22 protein-coding genes and 1 rRNA gene are annotated in these 22,419 nt (G+C 65.8%); 8 read left to right on the top strand and 15 right to left on the bottom strand.

Annotated features, from left to right (window positions below; genetic code table 11):
- Positions 1-88 precede the first annotated feature (88 nt).
- Positions 89-1,585 carry an ATP-dependent helicase gene (locus tag BCUN_RS03635; RefSeq protein WP_033516824.1) on the bottom strand — a complete coding sequence of 499 codons (1,497 nt, stop codon included), beginning with the start codon at positions 1,583-1,585 and terminating at the stop codon, positions 89-91.
- 142 nt (positions 1,586-1,727) lie between these two features.
- Here BCUN_RS03635 and BCUN_RS03630 point away from each other — a divergent pair, with 142 nt between their 5' ends.
- The gene (locus BCUN_RS03630; RefSeq protein ID WP_152598146.1) at positions 1,728-3,173 is read left to right on the top strand and encodes a phosphotransferase; all 1,446 of its coding nucleotides are present in this window, start codon (positions 1,728-1,730) and stop codon (positions 3,171-3,173) included.
- 84 nt (positions 3,174-3,257) lie between these two features.
- On the top strand, positions 3,258-3,485 hold the full coding sequence (locus BCUN_RS03625; protein WP_033516826.1) for a DUF3107 domain-containing protein: 228 nt from the start codon (positions 3,258-3,260) through the stop codon (positions 3,483-3,485).
- Between the two features lie 38 nt (positions 3,486-3,523).
- On the opposite strand, the gene BCUN_RS03620 is transcribed toward BCUN_RS03625, so the two are convergent.
- The gene (locus tag BCUN_RS03620) at positions 3,524-4,399 is read right to left on the bottom strand and encodes a PHP domain-containing protein (protein WP_051920676.1); all 876 of its coding nucleotides are present in this window, start codon (positions 4,397-4,399) and stop codon (positions 3,524-3,526) included.
- Between the two features lie 129 nt (positions 4,400-4,528).
- On the opposite strand from BCUN_RS03620, the gene BCUN_RS03615 reads away from it, so the two are divergent.
- Positions 4,529-5,170 carry a vitamin K epoxide reductase family protein gene (locus BCUN_RS03615; RefSeq protein WP_033516828.1) on the top strand — a complete coding sequence of 214 codons (642 nt, stop codon included), beginning with the start codon at positions 4,529-4,531 and terminating at the stop codon, positions 5,168-5,170.
- A gap of 68 nt (positions 5,171-5,238) precedes the next feature.
- Here the strand turns inward: BCUN_RS03615 and dapF are convergent, their stop codons facing one another.
- Positions 5,239-6,141: a diaminopimelate epimerase gene (gene dapF, locus BCUN_RS03610; protein WP_033516836.1), complete on the bottom strand. Its 903-nt coding sequence runs from the start codon at positions 6,139-6,141 to the stop codon at positions 5,239-5,241.
- 96 nt (positions 6,142-6,237) lie between these two features.
- Here dapF and murI point away from each other — a divergent pair, with 96 nt between their 5' ends.
- Both murI and BCUN_RS03600 read left to right on the top strand, forming a co-directional pair.
- A complete protein-coding gene (gene murI / locus BCUN_RS03605; RefSeq protein WP_051920674.1) occupies positions 6,238-7,056 on the top strand; it encodes a glutamate racemase in 819 nt (272 codons plus the stop codon).
- Positions 7,057-7,145: 89 nt separating this feature from the next.
- Positions 7,146-7,997, top strand: a complete 852-nt coding sequence (locus BCUN_RS03600; RefSeq protein WP_033516838.1) for a patatin-like phospholipase family protein — start codon at positions 7,146-7,148, stop codon at positions 7,995-7,997.
- 14 nt (positions 7,998-8,011) lie between these two features.
- Here BCUN_RS03600 and BCUN_RS03595 read toward each other — a convergent pair whose 3' ends face one another.
- The 11 genes from BCUN_RS03595 to BCUN_RS03545 all read right to left on the bottom strand — a co-directional run bounded on the left by BCUN_RS03595 (position 8,012) and on the right by BCUN_RS03545 (position 18,873).
- A complete protein-coding gene (locus BCUN_RS03595) occupies positions 8,012-8,911 on the bottom strand; it encodes an SPFH domain-containing protein (protein ID WP_033516840.1) in 900 nt (299 codons plus the stop codon).
- 112 nt (positions 8,912-9,023) lie between these two features.
- Positions 9,024-9,872 (bottom strand): cysteine ABC transporter substrate-binding protein, encoded by an 849-nt coding sequence (locus BCUN_RS03590; RefSeq protein ID WP_420796466.1) that lies wholly within the window; start codon positions 9,870-9,872, stop codon positions 9,024-9,026.
- 116 nt (positions 9,873-9,988) lie between these two features.
- Complete coding sequence (locus BCUN_RS03585; protein WP_033516842.1) at positions 9,989-10,801, bottom strand: amino acid ABC transporter ATP-binding protein; 813 nt, start codon at positions 10,799-10,801, stop codon at positions 9,989-9,991.
- Positions 10,794-11,468, bottom strand: a complete 675-nt coding sequence (locus BCUN_RS03580) for an amino acid ABC transporter permease (protein ID WP_033516844.1) — start codon at positions 11,466-11,468, stop codon at positions 10,794-10,796. Before BCUN_RS03580 ends, BCUN_RS03585 begins: the two co-directional genes overlap by 8 nt.
- Positions 11,455-12,111: an amino acid ABC transporter permease gene (locus tag BCUN_RS03575; RefSeq protein ID WP_033516846.1), complete on the bottom strand. Its 657-nt coding sequence runs from the start codon at positions 12,109-12,111 to the stop codon at positions 11,455-11,457. Before BCUN_RS03575 ends, BCUN_RS03580 begins: the two co-directional genes overlap by 14 nt.
- A gap of 267 nt (positions 12,112-12,378) precedes the next feature.
- Positions 12,379-13,590 (bottom strand): pyridoxal phosphate-dependent aminotransferase, encoded by a 1,212-nt coding sequence (locus BCUN_RS03570; protein ID WP_051920672.1) that lies wholly within the window; start codon positions 13,588-13,590, stop codon positions 12,379-12,381.
- Between the two features lie 18 nt (positions 13,591-13,608).
- The gene (locus BCUN_RS03565; protein WP_033516848.1) at positions 13,609-14,268 is read right to left on the bottom strand and encodes a methionine ABC transporter permease; all 660 of its coding nucleotides are present in this window, start codon (positions 14,266-14,268) and stop codon (positions 13,609-13,611) included.
- Positions 14,265-15,365: a methionine ABC transporter ATP-binding protein gene (locus BCUN_RS03560; RefSeq protein WP_033516851.1), complete on the bottom strand. Its 1,101-nt coding sequence runs from the start codon at positions 15,363-15,365 to the stop codon at positions 14,265-14,267. The genes BCUN_RS03565 and BCUN_RS03560 overlap by 4 nt, the downstream gene beginning before the upstream one ends.
- Positions 15,366-15,371: 6 nt before the next feature.
- Positions 15,372-16,232, bottom strand: a complete 861-nt coding sequence (locus BCUN_RS03555; RefSeq protein WP_033516853.1) for a MetQ/NlpA family ABC transporter substrate-binding protein — start codon at positions 16,230-16,232, stop codon at positions 15,372-15,374.
- Between the two features lie 22 nt (positions 16,233-16,254).
- Positions 16,255-17,253: a ketopantoate reductase family protein gene (locus BCUN_RS03550; protein WP_033516855.1), complete on the bottom strand. Its 999-nt coding sequence runs from the start codon at positions 17,251-17,253 to the stop codon at positions 16,255-16,257.
- Between the two features lie 204 nt (positions 17,254-17,457).
- Positions 17,458-18,873: an APC family permease gene (locus tag BCUN_RS03545; RefSeq protein WP_033516857.1), complete on the bottom strand. Its 1,416-nt coding sequence runs from the start codon at positions 18,871-18,873 to the stop codon at positions 17,458-17,460.
- Positions 18,874-19,173: 300 nt separating this feature from the next.
- On the opposite strand from BCUN_RS03545, the gene BCUN_RS03540 reads away from it, so the two are divergent.
- The 3 genes from BCUN_RS03540 to BCUN_RS11340 all read left to right on the top strand — a co-directional run bounded on the left by BCUN_RS03540 (position 19,174) and on the right by BCUN_RS11340 (position 21,791).
- The gene (locus BCUN_RS03540; protein WP_033516859.1) at positions 19,174-19,845 is read left to right on the top strand and encodes a GNAT family N-acetyltransferase; all 672 of its coding nucleotides are present in this window, start codon (positions 19,174-19,176) and stop codon (positions 19,843-19,845) included.
- Between the two features lie 260 nt (positions 19,846-20,105).
- Complete coding sequence (locus BCUN_RS03535) at positions 20,106-20,675, top strand: 3'-5' exonuclease (RefSeq protein ID WP_051920670.1); 570 nt, start codon at positions 20,106-20,108, stop codon at positions 20,673-20,675.
- 198 nt (positions 20,676-20,873) lie between these two features.
- Positions 20,874-21,791 (top strand): CHAP domain-containing protein, encoded by a 918-nt coding sequence (locus BCUN_RS11340; RefSeq protein WP_081895515.1) that lies wholly within the window; start codon positions 20,874-20,876, stop codon positions 21,789-21,791.
- Between the two features lie 302 nt (positions 21,792-22,093).
- Here BCUN_RS11340 and rrf read toward each other — a convergent pair.
- A 5S ribosomal RNA gene (rrf, locus tag BCUN_RS03525) occupies positions 22,094-22,210 on the bottom strand.
- Positions 22,211-22,419: the final 209 nt, after the last annotated feature.

Genomic DNA, 22,419 nt, shown 5'->3' with positions numbered 1-22,419 from the left:
GTAGACTGAGCACCCACACCATGAGGGTGGGTGACACTCATTAACCCCGTCCAGAAAACGGGGGACAGTTCAAAAAACGTAAGATTTCTCAAGCCAGGAACCGGCTCAGGCTCCGCACCGCCGGCGACTGGTCGTCCTGTTTCCTGGCGTAGGACAGGTGCAGCGTGTCTTCCGCACGCGTGATGCCGACGTACAGCAGCCGACGCTCCTCCTCGAGGTGGTCCGGGCTGACCATGCCCTGGTACGGCAGGATGCCGTCGGACAGTCCCACCAGGTACACATGCGGGAACTCCAGGCCCTTGGAGGCGTGGATGGTGGAGACCGTCACCCTTCCTGCCTGCAGTGCCTCCAAGCTGTCCACGGCCGAGGCGTTGGGGGGCGGGACGAGGGGGGACGACTGCCATCCGGCGTCCCGCCGGACCTGGTACGGGATGCCGTGCGCCTTGAGCGCCTGCACGATGCACGGCTGCTGGCGCGTCAGGCGCGTCAGCACCGCACAGTCCCCCGCCTTGCCGCCGCGGGCGATCACGCGTTCGATCCGCCGCGCGACGGCCTCGGCCTCCTCCTCGTCGGTACCGTAGATGGCGCTGGTCACCCGGGTCGTTCCCTCCCGCGCCGGCTCCAGCCGCACATAGTCGCCGCGCTGCGGGGAACGGGACAGTACATGGTTCGCGCGGGCCACGATTGGCGGCAGGGAGCGGTAGTCGGTACGCAGGGCGATGTCCGCGCCCAAGGGTGCGAACTCCCTGCCGAAGGACGCCAGGTAGTAGCTGGTGGCGCCGGCGAAGGAATAGATGGTCTGGGCCGGGTCGCCCACCACGCACACGTTGCGGTTCTCCCCCAGCCACGCGCGCATCAGCCGATGCTGCAGCGGCGAGACGTCCTGGTATTCGTCGACCGTGAGCCAGCCGACCTGCGAGCGCAGGGCGTGGCCGACCTCGTCGTCCGCGTCGCAGATATGCGAGGCCAGCAGCAGGATGTCGTTGTAGTCGATCCCCATCCTGGCGGTCTTCTCGGCCTCGTATTCGCCGTAGATGCGCGCGAAGCGCCCGGGGTCGCACCCGGCGGGGGGTTCGCGGTGCGTGGCGGCGCACACCTTGTCGTAGTCCTGCGGGGCGATGAGCGACACCTTGCACCAGTCGATCTCCCGTTCGATGTCGGCGACCTCCTGGGGTTCGGGCTGGCGTGCGGTGGCGCGGAACACGCCGGCGGCCACCACCTCGCGCTTGCGCTTGGCGTCGGCGATGAGGTCCGGGAAGGGGCCCGAGCAGATCGCCCTCCAGGCTTCGCGGCACTGGCGCAGGGCGGCGGAATGGAAGGTCGCGATGCGCATGCCGCGGGGCACTTGGAGTGCGTCGAGCCGATCCCGCATCTCCCCGGCGGCCTTGACGGAGAAAGTGACGGCGAGCACCCGGGTGGGGTCCCACGTGCCGCTGGCGACGCCATAGGCGATGCGCCTGGTGATGGTGCGCGTCTTGCCTGCGCCCGCGCATGCGATGATGCGCACGGGCCCCTCGATGCTGGAGGCGGCCTGGCGCTGGGCGTCGTCGAGCCCGTCGAGCATTGTTCCCGCTTGTGCATCCATGCGGCCATTGTGCCACGGGGCGTCCGGATGGTCGAATTCGCCACGCGCCGCAAGACCTTGTCCCGGTCTGCTCCGCATGGAAAAATAGGACGATGTGACGGAACGAAGCAATCTGATGTTGGCGGCCTTGGCATCCGCGACGATGCCCAATACGCCGGTGGTAGGAGTACGGGCAAGCGAGCAGGACAACAACACCGACCAACGTGCGGGAATCGACCAGGCGGTCATCCAGGATGCGAGGGGCACCCTGTACAACGTCTACGCCTCGAACACCGCGCAGGGCAAGCAGCGGCTGGCCGGCCGCGCCCGGGCCGCGCAGGTGCTGTCCCAGTCCCGCGAACTGGCAGGAATGGGTTTCGCGTTGGACAACGCGGCGGCCTTCAAGCCGGGCAAGGACGACGACCCCGACGACGCGGCCGTGCTCATCACCCTGCATCCCTCGGGCCGTACCCGCGCCCTGGAGCTCTTCACCCTCGACGATTGCGCCAGCGTCGGCACCGCCATCGGCGCCATCCACCGCCTGAGGCCCAACTTCCTCGTGGAGGCGCAATACCCGGCCTTCACCACGGGGCAGATCCGCGCCCAGCTGACGGCATGGATCACACGCCTGCAGCAGGCTGGCCACATCCCCCAGGAGATTACGGACAGCTGGTCGCGCATCCTGGAGACGGAGGGCCTGTGGTCCTTCGCCACCTGCCCAGTGCACGGCGGCTTCTCCGACGGCGACATCATCTTCCAGAACTCCACGATTACGACGATCACCAATTGGCAGGGCATGCAAGTCAACGACCCGGCCCGCGACCTGGCATGGATCTTCTCCAAGCTGGACGAGACGCATCGCAATGCCGTGATCGCCGCCTACGGGCGCATCCTCGGCAGCCGGCTGGACGACCTGATCATGCTGCGTGCCAACCTGTGGGTGCAGATGGAGCAGGTCGGCGATTTCATCCAGGCCCTCAACCGCGGCGACAATGTCCACATCGTCCAGTTCAAGGCGCAGGTCGACCGGCTGGCGCACCAGCTGGGCGTCTCCCTGCACCGCAGCCAGGCCCATGCCCAGGCCAATGCGCCGCAACCCTCCCCCGACACCGTGACGGTCAACACGCTGCTGGAGGCGGAACGGGAGCGCCGCGAACGCATGGCCCCCGCACAGCCCTCCCCGTCCGCCGGGACGTATCCCGTCGCGCCGGACCCCGACAGCACCGACGAGCGCACCATCATCGGCACACGTCCCCAGACTGGCACCCAGGCAGCCGCGGCGCTCACCCAGGACGACTCCACCGCATCGCACCCAATCGAATCGGTCGCGTTCGCTGACGTCCAAGCAGTGGAGGAGGACGTGACCGCGGGCACCGTGATCATCGGCATCAACGACGCGGAAAGCCTGGGTGTGGAACGTACCGAGCAGCCTGCTTCCTCCGCGCAGCAGCCCACCGTCACCCACACCGCCCCCTCGACGGAAGCGCAGACCGTGCTCATCCCGCTGCTCGAGCGCGAGGAGCAGGCCATGCGCGATGCGCGCGCCGGACTGGTCCAGGCCACGACGGACACCGCGCTGACCGGCGCCACGCCCGACACGCAATCATGAGACGGCACATCCGTGAATAAACCGGCCATCGGCACTGTTGAACAGTCGTATGGCATGTGACATCACCAAGTGAGGAGTACACCCATGGAAATCGAACTCGGCATCCGCAACGTCGGCCGCGCAGTCACCTTCGACACCGACGAACCGGCCTCCCAGGTGCGCGACACCATCGACCAAGCCCTCCAGGAGGGCCGCCCCATCGTCCTGACGGACAACAAGGACCGCCAGTTCGTGGTCCCGGCGGATGCACTCGGCTATGCGATCATCGGCTCGGAGACCCGTCACGCGGTGGGCTTCGGCGGCATCCAGTAACCGTATCGGCCACCGGCGCCTTCGTCGCCAGTGGCCGGTCACTGCACCAACGGCAGCGTGCCGCGGCGGACGATCTCACGCACCGTGGCATCGTCGGTCACGAACTCGCCCATCACATTCGGCTTGCCCGCGCCGTGCCAGTCGGAGCCGCCGGTGACCAGCAGGCCGCACCGTTCGGCGACGTCGAGCAGCATCCGCCGTCCCTCCACCGGATTGCCGCGGTGCCAGACCTCCAGGCCGTCCAGGCCCTCCCCCGCCAGGTGCTCGATTCGTTCGCGCGACAGCAGTCGGCGGTTGCGGCTCGGGTCGGCGGCATGGGCGACCACGCTCACGCCGCCCGCATGGCGCACGGCGGCGATGACCTCCTCCGCGGACGGCGACGGCGTGGGGATATAGTACGGCGAGTGCGAGCTCACCGCCCCGGCGAAGGCGTCGGAACGCGTCGGATAGACGCCGACGGCCACCAGCGCGTCGGCGATGTGCGGGCGGCCGACCGTGGTGCGGCTCCCCTCCTTGATCTGCGCCAGGACGCTCTCCCAGGTGATGGGATAGTCACGGCCCAGACGCTCCACCATCTGCCGGGCACGCTCCCGCCGTGCCGCACGCGTCCTCGCGAACAGGCCGGCAAGCATCGCATCGTCCGGGTCGTACTGATACGCCAGCATGTGCACGGACACACCGTCGTCATGCGAGGTGATCTCCGAGCCGCGCACCAGGGGCATTCCCGCCTCCTCGGCGGCCAGTCGGGCCTCCTGCCAGCCGGCGGTGGTGTCATGGTCCGCGATGGCCACGCCATGCAACCCCAGGCGCCCCGCTTCCTGGATCATGCCCGCAGGAGTGACGGTCCCATCGGAGAACACGGTGTGGCAGTGCAGGTCCCAGCCGACCGTCGGTGGTGTATTCGCGAGAGTCATGTGCACCAGTGTAGCCGCAATCCGCAGGCACGGACAGACCGTCGCACCTGGCGGGACAGCCACGGACTGCGGCCGGTGGTTGCGCTACGCTACAGAAGGACAACCCACCGTGGAAACGAGGAGGCGGCCATGGACGCAGACAACGACATGCTCGAACAGGAGGAGCCCCGCGGCTGGAGGCACGGCCCCACCTGGCTGTACCTGGTGATGCTGGCGGCATCCCTGGCGGCCCTGCTCGTCTCCTTCGTGCTGTCGGCGGAAACCCTGCAGATGGCACGTCAACCCGGCCAAGCCCTCTCCTGCGACGTCAACTCCGTGCTCTCCTGCACCGCCGTCGCACAGTCCTGGCAATCCGAGATCGTCAAGTTCGCCGGCCTGAGCTACCCCAACGCCTTCTTCGGCATCGCCGCCGAGGCGGTGTTCGTGACCATCGCCGTCATCGGTCTGGCCCGCATGCGCATGCCGCGCTGGTTCGCCGCCTGCACTTGGCTCGGTTCCCTGGCGGCGCTCGCCTACTCCTATTGGCTGACCTCCCAGTCGCTGTTCGTGATTCGCGCCCTGTGCCCGTGGTGCCTGGCGCTGTTCTTCGCGACGACCATCCAGTTCATGGCCGTGAGCCACGCGACGGTCACCGTGCAGCGCCTGCCTGCCAGGGCGCGCGGGCTGCGCCGCTACTACCGCCTCAACATCGACCTGATGATCGACGTGGTGTGGCTGCTGGCGATGGCCACCCTCATCCTGGTCAAGGACGGCGCCTATCTCTTCACGTAAGGCCCATGGATGCGGCGAGGGGCGGTCGGGGTTCCCGACCGCCCCTCGCCGCATCCATGGGCCTTGCGCTACTGCAGCAGCGTGACGGCAGCGACGAGATGTGCTGCGCCGGTCAGCATGACGGAGTCGTCGGTCACGTCGATGCGCAGGACGCCGCCGCGTACGGTGATCACCCAGTGGTCGATGCCGGTCTTCGCGCGCAGCACGACGGCCGTGGCGCACAGGCCGGAGCCGCAGGACAGCGTCTCGCCGCAGCCGCGCTCGTGGACGCGCATGCTGGCCTCGCCCAGGTCGCTCGATGCGTCGATGTCGTCGACGCGCACGAACTCCACGTTCTGTCCCTCGCCGATGCGCGGCGTCATGTCCGGCTGCACCGTCAGGTCGAGCTGGTCAAGGACGGGCAGCGTGGAGAAGGCATCCTCCACCACGGTCACCACGTGCGGGTTGCCCATGTCCACGAAGGTGCCGCGGCCCTGGCCGTCATGGTCCGGGATCGAGACGGCGTAGGCGTCGGCCTCCCCCATGGTCCACTTGCCCATGTCCACGCGGAACAGCTGGTCGCCGAGCTGCGGGTCGTCTGCGAGCGGGGTGAGGAGCTTGACGCCGGCGCGCGTGCCGAGGGCAAGGGGTTGGCCCTCGGGCATGTCCGCCAGGCCCTGGGTCTTGATGAACAGTGCGGTGGCGCGCGCGCCGTTGCCGCACATCTGCGCGATCGAGCCGTCGGCGTTGCGGTAGTCCATGAACCACTCTGCGCCGGCCTTGCGGCAGGCGTCGCGCCGGGCGTCGTCGAGGTCGCGCACGTACTGCGGACGGGTCACGCGGATGATGCCGTCGGCGCCGATGCCGAAATGCCGGTCGCAGATCCGTGCGATCTCGCCCGGCTGCGGATCATGGGACCCGTCGGGATCCGCGAACATCAGGAAGTCGTTGCCCGTCGCCTGGGCCTTGGTCAGCGTTGATGCAATGGTCATGGCTCCCATCGTAACGGGGTGCACGGAAGTCGCGCCCTTCACTCCGGGCGGCGGTGCTCCTATAATATTGGGGACATCCGGACGAAGGAAGTAGACATGGCATCCACGGCACCCATCGGCGTATTCGATTCCGGCATGGGCGGCATCTCGGTGGTACGGGAGATCCACCGGCAACTGCCGCACGAGGACATCCTGTTCCTCGGCGACTCCGCGCACGCCCCCTACGGCATGAAGACCCCGCAGGAAGTGCGCGCCCTGAGCGAATCCATCGTGGAACATTTCGTGGAACAAGGTGCCAAGGCCGTGGTCATCGCGTGCAACACCGCCACCAGCGCCGCCGTCAACGCGCTGCGCGAACGCTACGACATCCCCATCATCGGCATGGAGCCCGCGCTCAAGGTCGCCTGCGACCGCGGCCACGGCACACGCCAGCACGTCATCGTCGCCGCCACCGAACTGACCCTGCGCGAACGCAAGTTCGAGACGCTCATGGAACGCTTCTCCTCCCGGCACACCATCGAGCGGCAGCCCTGCCCACAGCTGGTGGAGGTCGTGGAGCACGGGCAGCTCCACGACCATGATCTGGTCATGGAGACCCTGCACGGCTACTTCGACGGCTACGACCTGGACAGCGTGGACGCGGTGGTGCTCGGCTGCACCCACTTCGTGTTCTACCGCGACTATTTCCGCGAACTGCTGCCCGACCACGTGGTCATCGTGGACGGCAACGCCGGCACCGCCCACCATCTCGAGGTGGTGCTGGAGTCGCTGGGCCAGCTGGCGCCGGAGGACCATGACGGCTCGGTCACGCTGGCCAACTCCGACGACGACGAACGGTTCGCCGACCTGTCCGCCAGCCTGCTGGCCGGCGACTGGGCGCACGGCACGCCCACGGTGACCGTGCGCGCCGACTGACGGCCGCCGCCCACGCGCACTTCCACGCCCTGCCCCCACCCATGCCCGACGTACCGACCCATCCATGCATGTTGTCCTGAGAGGTGACGATGAACGAACACAAGACCGCACTCATTGACGTCGGCGGCGGATTCCGCGCCATCTTCGGCGCCGGCGTCCTCGACCGCTGCGAGGAGGACGGCGTCGGATTCGACCACGTCTACGGCGTCTCCGCCGGCAGCGCCAACCTGACGTCATTCCTGGCCGGGCAGCACGGCCGCAACCACACCTTCTACACGCAGTACGCGTTCCGCAAGGAGTATGCAGGGCTCGACTCCTTCATCCACAACCACAACTACGCGAACCTCGACTACGTCTACAGCACCCTGAGCAACCACGACGGCGAGTATCCCGTGGACTACGAGGCCTTCGCGGCGAACCCGACCGCCTTCACCGTCGTGGCATGCGACGCCCGCGACGGTTCGGCACACTATTTCGGCAAGGCCGACGTGCACTATGACGACTTCGCCATCATGAAAGCGAGCTCGGCGGTGCCCGTGGCATGCCAGCCCCAGGAGATTGATGGCGTACCGTACTACGATGGCGGCATCGTCGACCCGGTGCCGGTGCAGAAGGCGCTGGACGACGGCGCCGACCGCGTGGTCGTCGTCCTGACCCGGCCCCGCGACTACCAGCGCGAACAAGGCCACGACCGTGCCCCCGCCAGGATCCTGCGCCACTCCTACCCCGCAGCCGCCGAGCGACTCCTCAACCGGTATGCCACCTACAACGGGCAGGTGGCGCTCGCCAAGCGGTACGAGGCGGAAGGCAAGGTGCTGATCCTCGCCCCCGAGGAACTGTACGGCCTGTCGACCCTGTCGAAGAACTTCGAGGGACTGGAACGCATGTACCGGGCAGGCTATGCCGCCGCCGGCAGCATCCCGGAGTTCCTCGGGGCCTGATGCAGGAATCGGGCCTACTCGGCTTCCTGACTGGTCATCATCGCCTGCGTCATCTGGCTGTAGACCTCCCCGTAACCGCCTGGGGTGGAGGCGGGCAGGACGACGGTCTTCGCGTTCGACGACTCGGACAGGCTGCGCAGCACGTCGAGGTACTGGTTGAACAGGACCACGTTGTTCACCGAGGAGATGTCCATGCCGACTTCCTGCAGGCTGCGGATTTGGTCGACGATGCCGTTGGCGATCTCGCGACGGTAGTTCGCCTGGCCCTCGCCCTGCAGGCGGGTCTTCTCGGCCTCGGCCTGTGCCTGGGTCTCGATCTGGATGCGGCTGGCTTCGGCCCGCTGGCGGGTGGCTTCCTTCTCGCGCTGGGCGGCGTTGATGGAATCCATGGCGCTCTTGACCTGCGGGCTCGGATCGATCGAGGTGATCAGGGTCTTGACCACGCTGAAGCCGAAGCGGGCCATCTCCGCGCCGACGGTTGCCTGCACGTCGAGCGCCACGTTGTCCTTGCGGGCGAAGGCGTCGTCGAGGGTGAGGGTCGGGATCGCGGAGCGCAGGGCGTCCTCCATGTAGGAGCGCAGCTGGCCCTGCGGGTCGCGCAGCTCGTAGTATGCCTTCGCCACGTTGTCGGGGTTCACCCGGTACTGGGTGGAGGCCACGATCTCCACGAAGACGTTGTCCAGCGTCTTGGTCTCCAGCTTCACGTTGAGCTGCGAGACACGCATGTTCGTCTTCATGGCGATGCGGTCCACGAAGGGGATCTTGAAATGGATGCCCGCAAAGGTCACGGTGTGGAACTTGCCGAACCGTTCGACGATGTAGGCCTGCTGCTGTGGCACGATGTAGGCGGTCGAGGCAATGACGACGATCGCAAGAACGATGAGGACGATAATGGTAATGGCAATGCCGCTCATGGCATCCAACTCCTTCTGTCAAACGCATCCATGATGCATACGGTCGCGCGAGGTTGCGACCATCGTAGCAATCCATGGTCCGCGAAGGGGCCGGATGCCCATGAGCCGGACGTCACTGGGAGTCCACCACGCCGCCTTCCACCACGATATCGTCCGGGTCGACCTCGTCGCCGTACACGGGTGCCAGGGTCTCCTCGAAGTCCTTGTGGAAGAAGTCCTCCTTGCCAAGCGTCACGATCTGTCCGTCGATGTAGTCGAGCAGCTCGGTGTTGCCCTTCTGCACCGCCGCGGCGATGACGTCGACGTCGCCGAGCTCGGTCACGTTCACGACGTAGCCAGGGTTCGCCTTCGCCCAGGCCAGTACCTCGGTGTTGTCGGTGCTCATCGCGGCGCCGCGGCCGTCGAGCAGCGCATTGTAGGCGTCCGCGTACTGGTCGAACTTGAGCAGTTCGATCTGCGGGTAGTTCTCCTCGAAATAGGTTTCCGCGGTCGTGCCCTTGGCCACGATGAGCTTCTTGCCTTCGAGTTCCTTCACGTCGTTGATCGGCGCATCCTCCGGGGATACGATGCCCAGGGACACCTTCATGTATGGCTTGCTGAAGTCGACCTTCGCGGCACGTTCCTCGGTCACAGTGAAGTTGGCGAGCGTCACGTCCACCTTGTTGGAGGTGAGCACGTCCACGCGCGCGGCGGGATCGACGGAAGTATACAATGCCTTGACGCCGAGGTCCTTGGCGAGACGGTCCGCGAAGACCACGTCGTAGCCGGCGTAGTTGCCGTCCTTGTCCACGTAGCCGAACGGCGCCTTGTCGGAGAACACCGCCACGCGCAGTTCGCCGGACTGCTTGATCTCGTCCAGCGACCGCGCCTTGGCGGCGGAGGTGGCGGTGGTGTCGCCGCTGGCGGCCGCCTCGCTGGGGGTGGCGGCGTTCGGGCCGCATGCGGCCATGCCTGCCACCATGGCGACGCTGGCGGCGATCGCGGTCAGTGCGGTGCGCAGTTTGCTGGCTGTGGTTGTGCTCATGATGAGCCCCTCTCTGTGGTTGGTTGTGTTCTTCTTGGGATTCGTCTGGTCGGTCACGCGCCATGGTCATGGCGGTGCCGCGTGAATTCGAAGGTGCGGAGGAATTCCCGGGCACGCTCGGTGTGCGGATGCGTGAAGAAGGCGTCCGGGTCGTCCGACTCCTCCACGATGGTGCCGCCCTCGATCATGATGATGCGGTCGGCGATGGCGCGCGCGAACTGCATCTCGTGGGTGACGATGAGCATCGTCTGCCCTTGGTCCGCCAGTTCGAGCACCACGTCGAGCACCTCATGCACCATTTCCGGGTCGAGGGCCGCGGTGATCTCGTCGAGCAGCAGCAGCTGCGGATGTTCGATGAGCGCACGGCAGATGGCGACGCGCTGGCGCTGGCCGCCGGACAGTTCATGCGGCTTCGCGTCGGCCCGGTCGGCCAGTCCGACGCGTTCCAGGAGGCGCAGGGCCTCCGCCTCCACTTCGGCCTTGTCGCGTTTCTGCACCAGGATCGGCGCCAGCGTGACGTTGCCCAGCACGGTGTGGTTGGGGAACAGGTCGTAGCTTTGGAACACCATGCCGATCTTCGTGCGCAGGGCGCTGGACCGCTTGGCCCTCCCCTGCCGTTCGGTGCCCGGCCGGCCGGTCTCGATGACCTCGCCGTCCAGTGCGATGGTGCCGCCCTGGATCGGCTCCAGGCCGGCCACGGCGCGCAGCAGCGTGGACTTGCCCGACCCGGAGGGCCCGACGATCACCAGCACCTTGCCGCGGGGCACCTCGAAGGAGATCCCGTCGAACACGTTGCGGTCGGCGCCGGCGTAGCGCTTGACGAGGCCGTCCACGCGCAGCACGATCCGTTCGTTCCGTTCAGTCATTGGCCCACCTTTTCTCGAGTGCGCGGGCCGCCAGGGACAGCGGCCAGCAGACGATGAAGTACATGAGGAAGATCACGCCGTATACCCACAGGGTGCCGGTCGGGTACTGGAAACGGTTCGCGTCGATGATCTGCTGGCCCACCTTGATTACCTCGACCACGCCGAGCAGTACGGCCAGCGACGTGGTCTTCACGATGCGCGTCGCCAGGTTGACGGATGCGGGCAGCAGCCTGCGCAGCGTCTGCGGCAGGATCACCCGGCTGAAGGATTGCCAGCTGGTCATGCCCAGCATGTAGGCGGTCTCCGCCTGCACCTGCGGGATCGACAGCAGCGCGCCGCGCACGAGGTCGCCGAGTTCGGCGCCGCCCCACAGCACGAAGACGAGCACGCAGGCGCCGGTCGCGTCGACGTTCCAGTTCCAGGCGCGCGCCAGACCGTAGTAGGCGATGAACAGGAGCGCCAGCTGCGGCATGATGCGGATGAAGTCGAGGTAGACGCGCATGACGGCACGCACCACGGGGTTGCGCACGGTCATCAGCCATCCCGCGACCAGGCCGACGGGAATGCTCAGCCCCACGCTGACCGCCGCGATCCAGACGGTCACCCACAGTCCCTGCAGCAGTCGCGGGAACACTCCCAGTTCGAGCAGGATCTCAGCGCCTTGCATGGTCGAACCTCCTTTCCAGCCATGTTCCCAGGATCGATATCGGCAGCAGGATGACCAGGTAGGTCACGATCAGCAGGAACAGAGCCTCGTAGGTGCTGTAGGTCATGCCGATGAGGTCCTTCGTCATGTACATGACGTCGGCGAGCGCGATGGCGGACACCACGCTGGACTCCTTGACCAGGAAGATGACGTTGGCGATGACGCCGGGCACGGCGGAGCTGATGGCTTGGGGCACCACCACGCGCGTCATGGTCTGCGCCTTGGTGAAGCCGAGCATGTAGGCATTCTCGCGCTGCGCCTCGGGCACTGCCTGCAGGCCGGCGCGCATGGCCTCCGCCATGTAGGAACCTCCGAGGAAGCCCAGGCCGATGACGGCGCAGGCCTCGGCGGACCATACGAAGCCGAGCTTGGGAAGCCCGAAGTACAGGAAGTAGAGCTGCACCAGCAACGGCGTGTTCCTGCTGACCTCGACATAGACGCGCACGAGCTGCCGCAGGACGGGGACATGCGCGGTCTCGATGGCTGCGCAGAGCAGTCCGGTGAGCAGGGCGAGCGCGATGCCGAAGACGGAGATGAACAGCGTCATCCACGCGCCGGTCACGAAGAACGGCGCGTATCTGGCGATGATGGACCAGTCAAGCATGCTGCGTTTCCTCTGGTATGGCTAGGGAACAAAGACGTCGAATCGACATGAGGGGACAGTGGGTCCCGGGAAGGATGCGGGAACAAGTATGCGAATATGCCTGGGAAGCATGCGCGACGGCGGCGGTGTTCCCACCGGCGTCACGGCGTCGCTCAGCCATTCAGCGACAACAACACGAAGCACAGCATGCAGCCGTGCGAGCAGGCAGCATCACGCCGACGGCGTTGACGATGCCGTCGAGAAGGGTGATCCTTGCAGTGCTCATGGCTACCAAGTAGTACTTGATGCCGCTGACAAGGCTGCCGCTGCTGGCGTGTTGCACGACGTCGCGATGCGCGAGACGGCTTCGGCGAGCCGACTGTTGGGCTGGAGCAGGCTCATGCGCACGTATCCGCGGCCGGCCCGGCCGAAGCAGGCACCGTCGAGGACCGCCACGCCGGCTTCCTCGAGCCACTGTGCGGACAGTCCGGCACCGTCCGTGCCGTGCGGTGCGCCGATCCACGCATACAGGCCGCCGGGGGCGTCGAAGACGTCGTAGCCGAGTGCGCCGAGCCCCGTGGTGACCGTGGCGCGGCGGCGGGCATACCGGCGGGCGAGGCGCTGCACCTCTTCGGTTCCCGACTCGAGCACGTAGCTGGCGGCGTCCTGCACGAAGGAGGTGACCATCGAACCCATCTGGTAGTGGTACTGCTTCACGGCGTGCACGAGTTCCTCGTTGCCGGCGACGAAACCGGCGCGCCAGCCTGCCATCGACCCCATCTTCGACAGGGACACGATCTCCAGGGCCACGTCCTGCGCGCCGTCGATGGACAGCAGGCTGGGCTGCGGTTCGGACACGCTCAGGCCGGCGTAGGCGAAGTCGTGCAGGATGGCGAAGCGATGGCGGTGTGCCAGCTCGACGGCTTTCGCCAGGAACCCGTGCGGCGCCTGCGCCCCGGTGGGGTTGTTCGGGTAGTTGAGCACGAGGAGCTTGGTACGGTCCCAGGTGTCCCCGGACACTGCGTCGAGGTCGGGCAGCCAGCCCAGGTCGGCGCGCGCCGGCAGGAGCTCCTCCCGTGCGGACAGCATGCGCGCCATGCAGTGATAGGAAGGATAGTAGGGATCGACCATGGCCACGCTGTCGCCCGGATCGAGCAGCACCTGGAAAGCGCAGGCCAGTCCGTCGACCGCGCCTTCCACGGCGAACAGCTGGCGTGCCGGGTCGAGGACGACGCCGTGTTCGCGGCGGTACCAGGCGGCCGCGGCGGCCAGGTATCCCGGCTTGCCGTCGAAGGGCGTGTAGCGCGCGTTGCCCGGGGCGTCCACCGCCTCGCGGGCGATGCGGCGCACGGCGGCGTCGGGGAACCCGTCGGGGTTGCCCTTCGACAGGTCGATGACATCGATGCTGCGCGCACGGGCAGCGGCGACGGTGCGGTCCATGCGCTCGAACACGTTGGGCGGGATCGCGCGGGCCTGCCGTGAGAACTGTACGATGGCCATGGTCGTTCCTCCCCTCGCTCAGTGCGTGACGCGGGCGGCCAGCCGGTCGCCGATCCATTGGATGGCCTGCACGAGGACGACCAGCAGCACGACGATGGCCACCAGCACGCCGGTCTCGTAGCGGTTGTAGCCGTACTGGATCGCCAGGTCACCGATGCCGCCGGCGCCGATGGTGCCCACCATGGCCGAATAGCCGATCAGGGAGATCACCGTGAGCACCACGCCGCGGATGAACGACGGCAGTGCCTGCGGGAAGATCGCGCGGGCGATGACCTGCCGCAGCGGGGCGCCGGTGGCAATGGCCGCCTCCAGCAGGCCCGGATCCACTTCGGCGAAGGCGCTCTGCGCGATGCGGGCGAAGAACGGGACTGCGGCGATGGACAGTGCGATGGCGCCGCCGGTCGGCGTGTACGGGTCGCCGATGAGCAGGGCGATGAGCGGGATGAGCACCACCAGCAGGATGAGGAACGGCAAGGACCTGATGGCGTTGACCACGAAGCCCACCACGGCGTTGACCACGCGGTTGGGCGTGAACAGCCTCGTCTCGGTCAGGTACAGCACCAGTGCCAGGGCGGTGCCCAGCACGACGCCCACCACGGTGGCGATGCCGACCATCACGAAGGTGTCCCACAAGGCCTGCCCCAAGTGTTCGCGCAGTATCTCGACGGTCCCGTTCATGCGGTCACCTCCTGTTCCAGTACTTCATCCACTTCCAGGCCGATGCCGTCCGCCGTCCGCGAGGTCAGTTCGCGGAAGCCGAGCACACGGCCGGCCAGGTCGTCGAGTGCCTCGTCCACGGCGCGCGCGCCGTCCTGTCCGGGTTGCGTCGCCGTGACGAGCACCACGAGGGTGCCGACGGGTCGCGTGCCGAAGTATTCGATGGTGCCGTGCAGCACGTTGACCGCCACCGCATGGTGCTGCGCGACGGTGCTGATAATCGGTTCGAAGGCGGCGTCGCCGCGATAGCGCAGTTCGATGAGCCTGCCCGCCGGCAGCTCGGGCAGGAGTTGCCGCGGCACGGCGACCCCGAGGAACCGTTCGGCGAGTGCCTTGGTCGTCTCGTGCGTCGGTTCGGCGAACACGTCGAAGGTCGTGCCCTGTTCGATGACCTCGCCGTGTTCCATGACCGCCACGCGGTCGAAGAGACGCTGTGCCACCTCCAGCTGGTGGGTGATGAACACGATGGTGATGCCCAGCTCGCGGTTGATGCGCCGCAGCAATGCCAGGATCTCCTCGGTCGTCTCCACGTCCAGCGCGCTGGTCGCCTCGTCGCACAGCAGGATGCGCGGCTCGTTGGCCAGCGCACGCGCGATGGAGACGCGCTGCTGCTGGCCTCCCGACAGGCTGGATGGGTAGCTGTCCGCCTTCTGGCCGAGGCCGACCAGGTCGAGCAGTTCGCGGGTGCGCGCACGGCGGCGTTCCTTCGGTACTCCGCCGGCGCGCAACGCGAAGTCGATGTTGGCGCCGACGGTCACGTTACCGATGAGGTTGAAGCCCTGGAAGACGAAGCCGATGGACTTGCGCAGTTCACGCAGCTGCCGGCCGCGCAGCTGGGTCACGTCCTGCCCGTCGATCACCACGCGGCCGCCGGTGGGGCGTTCCAGCAGGTTGACGGTGCGCACCAGCGTGCTTTTGCCGGCGCCGGAGAAGCCGACGATGCCGAAGATCTCCCCCGGCTGCACGTTCAGGCTGACGTGCCGTACGGCGTCGACGGTCCGGCCGCCCTCCCGGAAGGTGACCGAGACGTCATCGAGTTCGATGATGGGTGCTGCCATGGCAGGTCACTCCTTCCATGCCGTGGGCTTGCCGAAGTCCTTGAATTCGCTGGCGGCGATGGCGTCCTTGAACTCGTCGCTCACCAGCAGGTCGGAGACGGTCCTGGCGAAGTGCGAGTCCTTGTTCACGCCGGCGACAGCGACAACGTTGATGACGCCGTCGGTCTGCTCCTCGAAGGCGAGCGCGTCCTCGGTCTTGAGGCCGGCCGCCCACGAGTAGTTGCCGGGCACGAGCACCACGTCCACGGTGTCGAGGGAGCGGGCGAGCTGGGCGGCGTCGATGGTCTTGATGTTCAGGTGACGGGGGTTCTCGGTGATGTCGTCGACGCTGGCTTTGGTGGCGTCGACATCGCCGTCGAGGGTGACGAGGCCCTGCTGTTCGAGCACGCCGAGGCTGCGTGCGAGGTTCGATGCGTCGTTCGCGATGCCCACGGTGGCGCCGTCGGCGATGTCGTCGATCGAGTCGAAGGTGTTCGAGTAGATGCCCAGGCCCAACGTCGGCACCTGTCCGAGGGAGACCAGGTCGAGGTTGTTGTCTGCGCTGAACTTCTTCAGGTAGTTGCCGTGCTGCATCAGGTTCGCGTCGATGCTGCCGGCTGCCAGCGCCTTGTCCGGCTGCACGTAGTCGCTGAACTCCTTGACGCTCAGGTCGTAGCCGTCGTCGGAGAGCAGCGGCGCGATGACTTCCTTGACCATGTCGCCGTAGGGGCCGGCGCATACGCCCACGACGATGGACGTGGGGTTGCCTTCGGTGGGGACGGCGATCTGTTCGGCGGATGCGGTGTTGGCCGTGCCGCATGCGGACAGGCTGCCCGCGGCGAGGAGGATGGTGGCGATGGCGCCCAGGGCGCGTCGGATCTGCTTCATGGGTGTGGTTCCTTTCGTGGTGTCAGGCAGCGGTCGTCTCGCCGGTCCGGGCGAGTTCGGGATGGTGGATGGCGTAGGCGTGCTCGGCTAGGTGCAGTTCGTGGACCAGCAGCTCGTGCAGCGGACAGGAGACACCGTGTTCCCTGCCGAGCCGGGCGATGTACCCGTTGATGAAGTCCACTTCCGTGGGACGGCATCGGGTCAGGTCCTGGTACATCGAGGGATAGTGCAGCGGATGCGCCACCGAGGCGGTGTGCATGATCGTCTCCACCTCCGTTTCCCTCGTGCCCAACAGCGTGATGCCGGCGGCCTCGGCTGCGCCGTAGGCCTCGTCCACCAGGCGTTCGGTCAGCGGCCGGGCGCTGGGGTGGGCGGCGAACTCGCCGAAACGGATCCGGTACATGGTGCACAGGGTGTTGAGCACCGAGTTGAACACGATCTTCACCAGGCACATGCCGAGGAAGTCCGGCACGACGCTCGGGTTGAGGCCCGCGGCGCGGAAGTCCTCCATCAGGAGGCCTTCCACCGGATCGACGTCGGACCTGTGCCCGTCGTAGGCGCAGACGTTGAGCGCCTTGGCGTCGGCGTCGCCGGTGAAGTTGAAGTCGCCCGGTCCGTACACGTAGGCGCCGATGAGCGCCGTACCGCCGTAGATGCGCGCAGGGTCGAAATACGCGGCCAGCCGTTCGAAATGGCCGAAGCCGTTCATGGCGCAGAACACGGACTGCCTCGGCGTGAACAGGTGCGCGCAGCGTTCGAGCATGCCGGGCAGCTGCTGCTGCTTGAGGAACACAATCCACACGTCGGGATCGCCTTGGTATTCCTCCGGGTACCATACGTCGACAGGCACGAGGCGGCGGTCCTGGCCGTCCTGCGAGACATAGGCGCCGCCCTGCTCGCGCATGCGGGCCACGTTGGACGCCCACCCGTCGATGAAATCGACCTCGCATCCTGCCAGTTCCTGGAGCAGGACACCGAACTGGATGCCCATGCCTCCTGCGCCGATGACCGTGTACTTCATGTGGTGTCCTCGTTTCCTCTGTCCGACTGTCCCGGTGCGCGGCGGGCGGGCCACGCACCAGGACACAATGTATGCGGCAGGACGGGGAAACGCGGCGGCGTGGCTATATGAAGAATCTATATGCGGCGCAAGAACGCAAGAAGGCCGCGTCCTGCGGCAATGCGCAGGACGCGGCCATCGTCATAGCCGTTGGCTATGACCGGTTCACGACGCCGACTGTTCGAGGTCGACGGTGTGATGCAGCCCCTTGGACCACACCAGGTAATAGACGATGCCCAGCACCGTCCAGATGACGCCCACGATCCACACCTTCACGCCCAGCGAGACGAAGATGTAGAAGGTGACCGCCGCGCCGATGAGCGGGCACAGCACGCTGCGCCAGAAGGTCCTGCCCGTGTACTGGCGGCCCTTGATGCCCAGGCCCCAGATCACCACCAGGTTGAGCATGAAGTACGTGGACAGCGCACCGAAGTTGGACAGCTTCGCCGCCTCGTTCTGTCCGACGAGGAAGTCGAACACGAAGATCAGCACCAGGCTGACGCCAGCGGTGAACAGGGTCGCCCCGACCGGCACGCCGTTCTTCTTGCCGGTCCTGGCCAGGAACTTCGGCAGGGCGTCACCCTGTGCCATGGTGTTCATCAGGCTGGAGATGGCCGTCATGCCGGACAGCGAGGTGAACAGGCCCAGCGCCAGCGCGTTGGCGACGGCGCAGACCACGCCGAGCCACTTGCCGGCCAGGCCGGCGACTTCGTAGAAGCCGGTGTTCTGGTTGGCCACGAGGATGTTGCCAGACGGGTCCATGCACATCGTCAGGAAACTCATGGACATGTACAGGAAGCCAAGGATGAGCACGATGATGATCATGGCCTTGCGCGGCCCCTTCTTGGGCTGCACCGACTGGTTGTCCAGGGTCACGATCGAGCCGAAGCCCACATAGCTCAGGGCGCACAGCGAGACGGCGCTCATCATGTCACTCATGTTGAACTTCGACGGGTTGAAGAAGGCGGTGCCCGAGAAGTGCGCGGTCTCGGGATGCTTGCACACGTAGATGATGCCGAAGACGAAAAACAGGGCCAGCACGACCAGTTCGGCCGCCAGCGCCAGCTTGTCCACCAGGACGGTGGCGCCGGTCCCGCGCAGGGCGATGGCCGTGATGACCGCCAGGAAGATGACGCACCACACCCAGGTAGGCACGCCGGGAATGTATTCGTGCAGGGCGTTCGCGGCCATGATGAGCATGATCGCCGGGGTGATCAGGTATTGCAGGATCATCAGCCAACCGACCACGAATCCGATGCCGTGGCTCATCTCATGGGACGCATACACGTAGATGCTGCCCGAGGAGGGGAAGAGCGGCACCATCATGCCGAAGGACAGGGCCGTGAACAGCATCGCGACCATTGCGATCAGGTAGGCGATGGCCGGCATGCCGTTGGAGACGGCGGCCACCGACGCGAGGATGGAGAACGGGGCGATTGGCACCATGAAGATCATGCCGAAGACAATGAGGTCCTTCGTGGTGAGGGTGCGTTTCAGCGCAGTATCTGCCGATGCGGCGGTGACTGCCGATGCGGCGGACGCGCCTTGGGCCGCAGCAGCCGGCTTCGGGTTCGTGACCATATTGCCATGCTCCTTTTGAATATCAGGGTCCTGTATGGCACCCAGCACAGCCCTCTTTACTTGGCATACATCCAACGGGAGCCCTTGCGGGCAAGTCTCAGGAATCCTTCCACAGCTTTTCGAGACACAATATAGCGCGAATCCGACTGGTCCCGACGCACGAACCGTGCGCTTTCCCCTCTCAGCGTCGAAGCGTTTTCCGCCGTATCGCGCTATGGCAGGGTTACTCCAAGAGCGGATTTTCCCCGAATCGGGCCTGTCCCCGCCTTTTTGGGCACGCCTCGAGAGAAGATGGTGCGCATGTTTGTGCGTCATGCGACCTTGGATGACCTCGATGCCCTCACCAGCGTGGAAGCGGCCTGTTTCCCGCCGAAGGAAGCAGCGGATAGCGAACGTTTGGCCACGAGGATCGAGAAGTTCCCGGAGCATTTCTGGCTGTTAATCAACCCGGATGTGGATCCCTCCCAGGGTTCGTTCCCGGCACAGCTGGAGGACGGCATGCTGGTGAGTTTCATCAACGGAATGACCACCGACACCGCCAACCTCGAGGATGCCATGTTCTCGGATACGACCATCCACAACGAGAACGGCTGCTGGCAGATGATCCTCGGGGTGGACACCGCTCCCCTCTATCAGCACCACGGCTTCGCAGGCTACCTGATGCGCAGGGTCATCCTCGACTGCGCCATCAACCACCGCGCCGGCATCGTGCTCACCTGCAAGGAGAAGCTGGTGCCTTTCTATGAATCCTTCGGTTTCGTGGACGAGGGCGTGTGCCCTTCAAGCCATGGCGGCGCCTCCTGGCACCAGATGCGCCTCGTGTTCGATTCCAGCCTGATCAATGCCGAGGATGCCCTGCGTTTCGTGGACGCCCACCGGACCACCGCCGAGACCATCCGTCTGGCCATGGAGGAGACCACGCATTACATGGACAATGAATCCACCACCGGCCAGTTCCCGGCAATCTCCTGACCGGGCGACGCAGTGGCACGGGCACGCGGCATGGCCACCGCAGCGCCCGTCATGTCCACATGGTGCACCCCGCATCGTCCATAGTGCGTGCGACTTGGGGACGCTTTGTAAACATACCGGTCCCGATGCAGCGGAGTCTCTGCCCGGTTCGCTAGACTGCAACATGGAGACAGATGACATCGGCGTCTTGCGTGCATCATGGTCGACATCGTACGCAGTGGCGCCCCATGTGGCCGCCGGAAGAGGAGGAAGGATAGGACATGGCAACAATCAAGCGACCAGCGGAACACCTGCCCAAGGATTACGTGGCGCTCGACCTGGAAACCACCGGACTGAGCGCCCAGCGTGACCGCATCACCGAGATCGGCGCGGTGAAGGTGCGTGACGGCAAGGTGGTGGGGCACTTTGCCGAGCTCATCAATCCGGACACCGTCATCACGCCGCGCATCACACAGCTCACCGGCATCACCAACGAAATGGTGGCGGACAAGCCCACGATCGGCGAGATCCTGGAGGATTTCATCTATTTCCTCGAGAACGACATGATCGTGGGGCATAACATCCGTTTCGACATGGGCTTCCTGTCCGAAGCGGAGCATCGTCTCATGGGATTCGCGGACAATTTCCGTCGCCCCACGTTGGACACGATGCTCATCGACAAGCGTCTGTTTCCCTCCGAGCGCCATCGCCTGGTGGACCTGATCCAGCGTTACGGCATCGCGGATACCGAAGAGCACCGCGCGCTCTCGGATGCCACCCAGACCTATCAGTGCCTGGAATGGCAGCGGAGGTACATCTCCTGCGACAGCGTGCTGCTCCCAGCCAACTGAGGTTCCCGACGCAAAAGGCGCGGGGGTGCATGCCGCGAAGATGCGGCATGCACCCCCGCGCCTTTTGCGTGCAGTGCTTTTGTGGAGGATTCGTAAGGCCTCCAGCCGGGTTCTTTCCCCGCACCCCATGCATTCCTACCATGGATTCCATATGGCTTTCCCGTGTAACGAAGACATTTGGAGGAACGACTCAGCACCATGGTTCGACCTGTATACAAGAAGACCGACAAGGGCATTGGACGCCGACCGCTGCTGCGCCGCGGCCTGACGCTGGCCACGGTCGCCTCGTTGCTCGCCAGCCTCGGGGTGCCTGCCGCATTCGCCGCGCCGCCGACGGCGCCAAGTGCATCGCCTGTCTCCCCCATGGAATCCGATTTCCCGGAAACCGTTGCGGAAGACCCCGACAGCGTATCCGTGCCGGAAGACAGTGTGGACGCATCCCCCGGCACGGCCGTCGGGGACAGCGCCGAGGATGCCGTCCCCAGCCTCTCCGTGGACAACGATGGCACATGGGGATTGGGAGACAGCATGGAGATCGACGTGGACGAGCTGGTGAGCGAACCGGAGGAGGAGTATCCCGAGACGCCGCCTGCCGTCAAACCTGCCATCATCACCGATGAGCAGCTTGCCGCTTTGCTGGCCACGAAGACCGACGATGCCACGACGGAAGGGGGCACGACCGAGCAGGAGTCACTCCCGCTTGATGCCCTGCCCACGGTCGACGACATCTCGGAAGAGCGCGTGGTGAGCCAGCCCGTATCCACCGGCGATTCCGGCAATTCCTACCCCTACGGCCAGTGCACTTGGTATGCCTACGAACGCCGCAAGGAACTCGGCCTTCCGGTCGGGTCCTTCTTCGGTAACGGCGGCATGTGGGGTGCCAGCGCCCTTGCTCTCGGCTATCTGGTGGACAACCGTCCCCAAGTGGGTGACATCGTCTCCTTCCAGCCGGGGCAGGAATGGGCCGATCCCACGTATGGCCACGTCGCCATCGTGGAGAAAGTGAACGATGACGGCAGCATCGAGATCAGCGAAATGAACGTCAAGGGCGTGGGCGTCATATCCACCCGCACCATCGGTGCCACCGTCGTCCCCTCCCTGCAATTCATCCACTGAGCCCACTTCCCCTGACGGCGTGCCCCTGCAATCCGGGATTGCAGGGGCACGCTGCATATAAGGAAACACCCGCCCATGCTTCCACATCACTTTTCAGGCTCTTCGACTGATTCCGGTTCTGCGGCCAGGCCATCCTTCCCGACCTTGGGGTGGGGTGTCCGTTGTTGGCCCGACTACCGCAAGACAAGACACCACGACAAACCCGAGTTTGGGGTGGATCCGCGAGATGTGGTCGATCCCGCCCCGGGAAATAAAAGGAGGAGGGGCACCCCCCGCAAGGGGTGTCCCTCCTCGAAAGAAGAAAGCGGCAGCGTGCTACTCTCCCGCACCCTACCAGGTGCAGTACCATCGCCGTGCCAGGGCTTAGCTACCGGGTTCGGAATGGGACCGGGCGTCTCCCCTGGGCCAAGGCCACCGCAAAACCAACAAAGACCCGACACACACCCCACACACAGGGGACGCATCCCGGCAGTCTTGCACAGGAAACCAACTATACGTAGCGGTCAGGGAACCGGACAGCGGACGCGACAACAAGCCCATGACTATGCTTGCTCATCTCAGTGACCCGACGACCCATGTGCCATCCCCGCCCGCCCCGGAAATGCCCGCAGCGCCAGACAAAGCAACC

The sequence above is a fragment of the Bifidobacterium cuniculi genome, assembly GCF_000741575.1.
In the GTDB taxonomy this organism is placed as follows: Bacteria; Actinomycetota; Actinomycetes; order Actinomycetales; family Bifidobacteriaceae; genus Bifidobacterium; species Bifidobacterium cuniculi.
Note: the sequence above shows the minus strand (reverse complement) of the source record. Positions and strands in the feature narration are given on the sequence as shown.